Source organism: Microbacterium sp. PF5, from assembly GCF_004794315.1.
Classification (GTDB): Bacteria; Actinomycetota; Actinomycetes; order Actinomycetales; family Microbacteriaceae; genus Microbacterium; species Microbacterium sufflavum.
In genome coordinates this window covers 21,483-28,366 of sequence record NZ_SSDQ01000156.1, presented here as the reverse complement: position 1 = coordinate 28,366, position 6,884 = coordinate 21,483, and the positions used below count along the sequence as shown (strand labels likewise).

Here is a 6,884-nt window from a genome sequence, read left to right as displayed (position 1 = left end):
CTCGTACGACGCCGACCGCGCCCGCCGGGCCTTCGACCGCGACCGCACGCAGCGCGCGTTCGACGGGGAGCGGGAGCGTCCCCGCGCCTCGACCGGTGGCGCCTACCGCACCGAGCGTCCGCGCCGGGAGGAGCGCCCCAGCCGCAGCGACTGGAACGCCAAGCCCAAGGACGCCTTCACCCCGGGCGCCGACGTGGTGCACGAGCGCCTCGAAGCGCAGGCCGTGCAGGCCGTCGAGGTCGAGAACGTGACCTTCGCCGACCTCGGGCTCGGCTCGAACATCACCGAGACGCTGAAGAACCTCGGCGCCGAGACGCCCTTCCCGATCCAGGCGGCCAGCATCCCGGCCGTGCTGGAGGGGCGCGACGTGCTCGCCCGCGGTCGCACCGGCTCCGGCAAGACCATCGCGTTCGGCGCGCCGCTCGTGGAGCGCGTGCTCCAGTCGCAGGCGGGCAAGCGCCGCGAGTTCGGTCGTGCCCCGCGCGCGATCATCCTCGCCCCGACGCGCGAGCTCGCGCTGCAGATCGACCGCACGATCCAGCCGATCGCCCGCAGCGTCGGACTGTTCACCACGCAGATCTACGGCGGTGTGCCGCAGGGCCGCCAGGTGGGTGCGCTCAAGAAGGGCGTCGACATCGTGATCGGCACGCCCGGACGCGTCGAGGACCTGATGAACCAGGACAAGCTCGACCTGTCCGACTGCCGCATCGCGGTGCTGGACGAGGCCGACCACATGTGCGAGCTCGGGTTCGTCGAGCCCGTGCAGCGCATCCTCCGCCGCACCGCCGAGGGCAGCCAGAAGCTGCTGTTCTCCGCGACGCTCGACCGCGAGGTCGCCGCGCTCGTCGACGAGTTCCTCGTGGACCCGGCCGTGTACGAGGTCGCCGGGGAGGACCAGGAGTCGAGCACGATCGAGCACCGGGTGCTGGTGATCGAGCACCGCGACAAGGCCGACATCCTCACGTCGCTCGTCGACCGCGAGGGCAAGACGCTCGTGTTCGCCCGCACCCGCGCCTACGCCGAGATGCTGGCGGAGCAGTTCGACGACGCCGGCATCCCCGCGGTGTCGCTGCACGGCGACCTGAACCAGGCCAAGCGCACGCGCAACCTGGAGAAGCTCACCTCGGGTCGCGTGAACGTGCTCGTGGCGACCGACGTCGCGGCGCGCGGCATCCACGTCGACGACATCGACCTGGTCGTGCAGGCCGACGCCCCCGACGAGTACAAGACCTACCTGCACCGGTCGGGTCGCACGGGCCGCGCCGGTCGCTCGGGTCGCGTGGTGACGCTGATCACGCGTCAGCGCCAGCGTCGCATGAACGAGCTGCTGGAGCGTGCCGAGATCGAGGCGCCGTTCGAGAACGCCCGCCTGGACGACGACGTGATCGAGGAGATCGCCGGGCGTCAGCCGTCGAGGGCCGACCTCACCGCCTGATCGCCTTCGGATCGGAAAGGCCCCGGAGACCTCGTTCTCCGGGGCCTTTCCGCGCTTCGCACCCCGGCATCACCCGGGCGTCAGCCGAGCTCGTGCTCGTGCAGCGCGGTCGCCAGGCTCGTGCCGTTGAGGTCGAGGTAGAGCACGCGCTCCGTCACGGTGAGGGTCAGGGTGTTGCGGCGCTCCAGGTGCGGCGTCGCGGTGTCGATGAACCCGGGGTCGAAGCTGTGGACGCGGATGTCCTCGGCGCGATGGATGCGTTTGTCCGCCCACGGCGCCATCACCTTCGCGGGGTCGCGGTGCGTGTACACCACGGTGCGCTCGGCGAGACGGCTGGCGTGGTGCAGGCGCTCCGCGTCGGGCGCGCCGACCTCGATCCAGGTGACGATCCGCCCGGTGAGGTCGCGCACGAGCACCGCGGGCTCCTCGGTGTCGGACACGCTGCCGCCGAACGCGATGCCCTCGCCGAACTCGAGCCCGTACGCCAGCACCCGCGTGAGCATGTAGGCGTCGGTCTCGGAGGGATGCCGCGCCACCCGCAGCGAGTAGTCGTCGTAGACCCCGCGATCGGTGTCGGCGAGCTGCACGTCGAACGTGTGGAGGGTGGAACCGATCGCCATGATCCCCGAGCCTACGCGGCCCCGGAGGCCCTCCCGACCGGACGGCTCAGAACAGCATCGGCTGCGGGGGTGTCGCGGCGGGCCCGGTCTGTCGGAAGGCGACCGTGCCGGCGGTCGGCGTGCTCGACGCGGTGTGCCCCTGCCCCGGCCGGAACCCGCGGCGGGGGTAGTCGTCTTCGTGCCGGGCGTCGAGGCCGTGCAGGCGGATGAGCGGTCGCACCCGCCGTGCCAGCCACTGGCGGTACGGCTTGGGGGCTTCGACCGACGCGCCGGGGTACAGCCCGCGGTACGACGACACGAGGTCGGGGCGCGTGCGCTCGAGCCACTCGAAGAACCACGGCTTGACCCCCGGCCGCAGATGCAGCGCCCCGTAGATGACGGTGCGTGCCCCCGACTCCTTGATGCGGCGGAGGCCGGTGTCGATCGCCTCCACCGAGTCGGTGAGGTGCGGCAGGATCGGCATGAGGAACACGGTCACGGGGAACCCGGCATCGGCCAGGGCGCGCACCGTGTCGAGCCGCGCCTGGGTGGTGGGCGCTCCCGGCTCGATCGCCTTCTGCAGGGCGTCGTCGTACATCGCGATCGACATCTGCACGTCGACCGGCACCCGCTCGGCCGCCTTCACCAGCAGGGGGATGTCGCGGCGGATCAGCGTGCCCTTGGTGAGGATCGAGATCGGCGTGCCCGAGGTCGCGAGCGCCTGGATGATGCCGGGCATGAGAGCGTAGCGGCCCTCCGCGCGCTGGTACGGATCGGTGTTCGTGCCGAGCGCCACGGTCTCGTGGTTCCAGCTGCCCCGCCGCAGCTCTCGCTCCAGCACCTCGACCACGTTGACCTTGACCACGATCTGCGAGTCGAAGTCGGCGCCGCCGTCGAGGTCGAGGTACTCGTGCGTGCCGCGGGCGAAACAGTAAGTGCAGGCATGGGAGCAGCCGCGGTAGGGGTTGATGGTCCAGGCGAACGGCATGCGCGAGGCGCCGGGCACGTGGTTGAGAGCCGACTTCGACAGCACCTCATGGAAGGTCATGCCCTCGAACGCCGGGGTCTTCACGGTGCGCAGCACGCCGCGGCGCTCCTCCAGCCCGGGCAGCGCCGCCTCGTCGACGTCGCCCAGCTTCTGCCCCTGCCACCGCATCCCCTCATTCGAACAGAAAGACGAAGAAAGCACAAGCGGGCGTCGCAGAGATCTTCGAATGAGAGAATGAGGCAATGACCGTTCCGCCGCTTGCCCAGCATGCGGCTCCGCGCTCCCCGATCTCCGGTCCCGCGCTGCCCGTGGGGCTGGCCGTCGCCGCGCTCGGCGTGCTCTTCTCGATCGCCTCGACGCCCGTGCTCCCCTCGTCGGCGGCCGACGCGATGCCGCGGCCCGTCGCCGTCGCGCAGGTGCCGGCGGTGCGGACGGCGGCGATCCCTGCGGCCGACCCGTGCGCCGAGCCCGGGGTGCAGCAGGCCATCGCGAACGGTGACGACGCGGCGACGATCGCCGGGTTCGGTGGCGGTGCGGCGTTCCGCGAGGCGGTGGTCGCCGGCAACGCGCCGTGCATCTCGCTGACCGACCCCGCCCGCGTCTGGGTCGTCGTGAACAAGGGTCTTCCGCTGACCCCGGCCGACTACGAGCCGGCGCTCCTCGACGCCGTGCCCCTGCAGATGACCACGCCCTCCGGCCTCGTGCGCCCCGACGTGGCCGCCGCCGTCGGCGCGATGGCCGATGCCGCTCAGGCGGCAGGCGTCGGGCGGCTGGGCGCGAACAACGGCTACCGCTCGTACGGGCTCCAGGTCTCGACCTACGACTCGCACGTCCGTGCCCAGGGGCAGGCCGAGGCCGACGCCGGCTCGGCGCGCCCCGGGCACAGCGAGCACCAGACCGGCCTGGCGCTGGATGTGGTGGCGTGCGATGCGGGCTGCGGCGGCCTCGACGGGTTCGGCGGCACGGGCCAGAGCGACTGGGTCGCCGCGCACGCCTGGGAGTTCGGCTTCATCGTGCGCTACGAAGACGTCGGCACGCCCGTGACCGGCTACGCGCCCGAGCCGTGGCACCTGCGGTACGTCGGCGTCGACCTCGCGGCGGCGTACCACGAGGGCGGGTATCACACGCTCGAGGAGTTCTTCGGGCTGCCCGCGGCGCCCGACTACGCGCACTGACGCCCGGCTGCCCTCAGCGCGGGCTGCGCGTCTCGACGGATGGCCAGACGACGAGGAGGAACGCCGCGATCGGTCCGGTGAACAGCGTCAGCAGGAACCACACCCACGCCGAGCGCCCCCGCGTGCGGGCGAATCCTCCGGCGAGGAGTGCGACGGTGAACCACAGGGCGGTGATGTACGGCCAGACTTCCTGCATGCCCCGAGTCTCCCGGTCGGCGATCCCGCCGCGTCCCGGCGCGCCGTCGATGAGCCGATTGAGGCTTCCCACAACCCCGGTACCGAGTGTCACGATCCGTGGGATGCATTCTCACAATGTCCCCTGCCGGGCCCGCCGTCGGCCGTAGAATCGCCGGAGCAATGAGGCACGACACGTTCGGGAGGACGGCATGGAACGCGACATCTACGAAGAGGACCACGAGGCTTTCCGGGACCTCGTCAAGGATTTCGTCAAGCGCCACGTGACGGGCGAGGCGATCGAGAAGTGGGACGCCGCGGGAGAGGTCGACCGCGACACCATGCGCGCCGCGGGTGAGGCGGGCATCATCGGACTGTCGGTCCCCGAGGAGTTCGGCGGCGCGGGCATGCTGCAGGACTACCGCTTCCGCGCGATCGTGAACGAAGAGGTCATCGCCGCCGGCGCCGGCTCTCTCGCCGGAGCCTTCGGCATCCAGGACGACCTGGCCGTGCCGTACCTCGTGCACATGGGCACGCAGGAGCAGAAGCAGAAGTGGCTGCCGCGCATGGCCACCGGCGAGGTCGTCGGTGCGCTCGCCATGACCGAGCCGGGCGCCGGCTCCGACCTGCGCGGCATCAAGACCACCGCCAAGAAGGTCGACGGCGGGTACCTCGTGAACGGCGCGAAGACGTTCATCTCGTCCGGCGCCACGGCCGACCTGGTCGTCACGTTCGTCAAGACCGGCGAGGGCAACCGCCCCGACGCCTTCAGCCTCGTGCTGATCGAAGACGGCATGGAGGGCTTCGAGCACGGCAAGAAGCTCAGCAAGATGGGCTTCCACGGGCACGACACCGCCGAGCTGTCGTTCAGCGACGTGTTCGTGCCGGAGGAGAACCTCATCGGCGGCGTCGAGGGCAAGGGCTTCATCCAGCTGATGATGAACCTGCCGCTCGAGCGCCTGTCGATCGGGGTCGCCGGAGCCGCAGCCGCGCAGGCCGCGCTCGACTGGACCGTGGCGTACACCCGCGACCGCGAGGCGTTCGGCGAGCGGATCATCGACTTCCAGAACAGCCGCTTCCAGATCGCCGACATGGCCACCACGGTCGACGCGCTGTGGGCCTACATCGACCGCGCGCTGCTGGCCTACAAGGGCGGCAAGCTGTCGGCCGAGGAGGCCGCGAAGGTCAAGTTCTGGGCGACCGAGCGCGAGTGGGAGGTGCTCGACGCCGGGGTGCAGCTGCACGGCGGCTACGGCTACATCACCGAGTACCCCATCGCGCGGGCGTTCCTCGACGCGCGCGTGCACCGCATCTACGGCGGGACGAACGAGATCATGCGCGAGATCGTCGGCCGTCAGATCGCCGGCAAGCGCTGACCCCACCCCCAGCCCGCCTGCGCCCCCGCGCGGGATCGAAAACGCACCTCCGGAGCCATTCGGGGGTGCGTTTTCCATCCCGCATCCGGGCGGCGGGCCGGGGGTGCGCGTCCGGGATCGAAAGTGCGCCCCGGAAGGCGCCGGGGGGTGCGTTTTCCGTCCCGCACCGGGCATGGGGGCGGTGGTACCCGTGGTGCTACCGGGGTAGGATGGCCGCGTGAGCACCGCGAAGATCAGCCTGAGTCTGCCGGACGGCGACCTCGCCTTCCTCGACGCGCAGACGCTCGAGGGCCGCTACCCGTCCCGGTCGGCGGCGATCCAGGACGCGGTTCGGCTCCTCCGCGAGAGCCGGCTCGCCGACGCCTATGCCGAGGCCTACGGCGAGGGGTACGACGAGGAGTGGGACTCCGCCGCCGACGATGGCCTGGCTTCGGCGTGAGTGACGTCGCGGTCGCGCTGCTCCGCCGTGGGCAGATCGTCCTCGCCTCGTTCGACCCGGGCATCGGTTCCGAGGCGCGCAAGACGCGGCCGGCGGTCGTGGTGAGCAACAACACCGCCAACGCGGTGGCGATCCGTCGCCCGGGCGCCACGGTCACCGTGGTGCCGCTCACGACGGCGACGGAGCGCGTGTGGCCCTTCCAGGTGCTGCTGCCCGCAGCCGCGACCGGCCTCGACCGAGACAGCAAGGCGCAAGCCGAGCAGGTGCGCACCATCGCCGTGGCCCGCATCGTGCGCCCGGTGGGCTGGGTGCCCGCGGAGCTGATGGGCGCGCTCGACGAGGTGCTGCGACTTCACCTCGCGCTCTGATCTCACCCCGTCGCCCCCGCCCGCCGCATGCGGGATCGAACGCGCGCCGCGGAGACGTCGGAGGCGCGTTTTCGATCCCGCCTCACGGGAGGGGGCGGGGGTCCCCGAGGGGTGACGAGACGCGGACGGGGGAGGACTTGTATCGACGGGGAGGGTCGAGTGGGCGGGGCCGGGCGGGACGAGCGCGGTCGTCGATACAGGGTGACGCAAGGAAACGCCTGATCGCGCCCATATAAAGAGCCGAGAGGGGATCGCGGCGGCGAAGTTCTGACTTGTCTCTTCAGAGGAGACATGTGCTCCGCGATGATCGATACATGTCCGGACAGGAGT

At 71.2% G+C, this 6,884-nt stretch carries 8 protein-coding genes; 5 read left to right on the top strand and 3 right to left on the bottom strand.

Annotation, left to right across the window (positions count from 1 at the left end; all coding sequences use genetic code 11):
* Positions 1–1,435 (top strand): DEAD/DEAH box helicase (locus DW297_RS15500; RefSeq protein ID WP_136034017.1); only part of this gene is annotated, 1,435 nt, incomplete at its 5' end.
* 80 nt (positions 1,436–1,515) lie between these two features.
* On the opposite strand, the gene DW297_RS15495 is transcribed toward DW297_RS15500, so the two are convergent.
* Positions 1,516–2,055, bottom strand: coding sequence for a YaeQ family protein (locus tag DW297_RS15495; RefSeq protein WP_136034015.1), 540 nt, complete (start codon positions 2,053–2,055; stop codon positions 1,516–1,518).
* A 46-nt stretch (positions 2,056–2,101) separates the two neighbouring features.
* Positions 2,102–3,190, bottom strand: a complete 1,089-nt coding sequence (locus tag DW297_RS15490; protein WP_136034013.1) for an Rv2578c family radical SAM protein — start codon at positions 3,188–3,190, stop codon at positions 2,102–2,104.
* Between the two features lie 74 nt (positions 3,191–3,264).
* Here DW297_RS15490 and DW297_RS15485 point away from each other — a divergent pair, with 74 nt between their 5' ends.
* Positions 3,265–4,197, top strand: a complete 933-nt coding sequence (locus DW297_RS15485) for a M15 family metallopeptidase (protein WP_136034011.1) — start codon at positions 3,265–3,267, stop codon at positions 4,195–4,197.
* Positions 4,198–4,210: 13 nt separating this feature from the next.
* Here DW297_RS15485 and DW297_RS15480 read toward each other — a convergent pair whose 3' ends face one another.
* Positions 4,211–4,393 (bottom strand): hypothetical protein, encoded by a 183-nt coding sequence (locus DW297_RS15480; protein WP_136034009.1) that lies wholly within the window; start codon positions 4,391–4,393, stop codon positions 4,211–4,213.
* A 190-nt stretch (positions 4,394–4,583) separates the two neighbouring features.
* On the opposite strand from DW297_RS15480, the gene DW297_RS15475 reads away from it, so the two are divergent.
* From DW297_RS15475 to DW297_RS15465, 3 genes are all read left to right on the top strand, one after another.
* On the top strand, positions 4,584–5,747 hold the full coding sequence (locus DW297_RS15475; protein ID WP_136034008.1) for an acyl-CoA dehydrogenase family protein: 1,164 nt from the start codon (positions 4,584–4,586) through the stop codon (positions 5,745–5,747).
* Between the two features lie 217 nt (positions 5,748–5,964).
* Positions 5,965–6,186, top strand: a complete 222-nt coding sequence (locus tag DW297_RS15470; protein ID WP_136034005.1) for a ribbon-helix-helix domain-containing protein — start codon at positions 5,965–5,967, stop codon at positions 6,184–6,186.
* Positions 6,183–6,554: a type II toxin-antitoxin system PemK/MazF family toxin gene (locus DW297_RS15465; protein WP_240744650.1), complete on the top strand. Its 372-nt coding sequence runs from the start codon at positions 6,183–6,185 to the stop codon at positions 6,552–6,554. Before DW297_RS15470 ends, DW297_RS15465 begins: the two co-directional genes overlap by 4 nt.
* The last annotated feature ends 330 nt before the right edge of the window (positions 6,555–6,884 follow it).